1 protein-coding gene is annotated in these 1,047 nt (G+C 38.2%); it reads right to left on the bottom strand.

Translation table 11 applies throughout. From position 1 onward, the window contains the following. Positions 1–19 precede the first annotated feature (19 nt). A partial coding sequence (locus F3D68_RS11140) for an ISNCY family transposase (RefSeq protein ID WP_151194503.1) occupies positions 20–1,047 on the bottom strand: 1,028 nt, incomplete at its 5' end.

Genomic DNA, 1,047 nt, shown 5'->3' with positions numbered 1-1,047 from the left:
CTAAATTAAATGATATTTGCTAAGCAGCCTTACTCAATTTTCGCTTTTTTCTGGCCTCTTGCTTACGTCGCTTTTTCTGCACAATTTCACCAATGCGTTGAATATTGCGAGATAAAACAGCCAAAGCCACATAACAATCAAACCCTTCTTTTCCCTTATCTGGACAACGATCAAGTCCGTGCTGTTCCAAACAATTGATTGCTGACTCAACGGCTGAATGCTGATGTCTGGTTTTCACAAACTCAGGATCACTCTCTTGTAACTTTTCTAGCTGATTTAGCTTGCCTTTTTTGGGCATCACCACTTTATTGATCAGCTTTCTAGCTTCCGTGAGATTCACTGCCGAGTAAAAACCCTTATCAAAACTACAACCTTGCAACTGAGGGAAATTAATCTGTGTATCTTTAATGATATCAACCGTGATATCAGCATCTTGTTCTTGTCTCATAATACGATGATGTAAAATAAATTGGTGCTGATCTTCCATGATCGCCACTTTAATGCCCAGTTCGATTTTGTTGCCTGCTTTTCCTTTGTTAACCCACTCAGTATCGGGCTCAAAAATAGAGTATACCTTTTGCGATGACTCTATGGTTTTATTCTCAATAACACGATCATACGTCTGCTGAAACTGTCGTGTGCTATGATCAATATATGGCTCAATGGAACATCGTGAAAACTCATCCAACTTCTTGAGTGTTTGGTTTAATGTATTCAAGTATAACTGTGCTTGATCCAAATAGGCTTGATGTGCTTGGATGATATGATCTTGCTGCTTACCTTTTTTGCTTTGTTGTGCTTTACGCAATGCCTTTTTCAATTGCCTAATATTATAACCAGATTGACGCCAATCACTTATATATAAACGCTTGCAGGATTGCGCTGTCAAATGAATTGCTTTGCATAAAGCATCAAATAACAAACTAATATCCGTTGGAAAATGCACGTTACGCTCAACAACAAAAGAATCACAACGCGCCAATAAGGGCTTGTCTGTAGCATTCAATAAACCATGACCATGGTTAATCATGATGACATTTAATTGAG

Source organism: Cysteiniphilum sp. JM-1 (assembly GCF_008711525.1).
In the GTDB taxonomy this organism is placed as follows: domain Bacteria; phylum Pseudomonadota; class Gammaproteobacteria; order Francisellales; family Francisellaceae; genus Caedibacter.
Note: the sequence above shows the minus strand (reverse complement) of the source record. Positions and strands in the feature narration are given on the sequence as shown.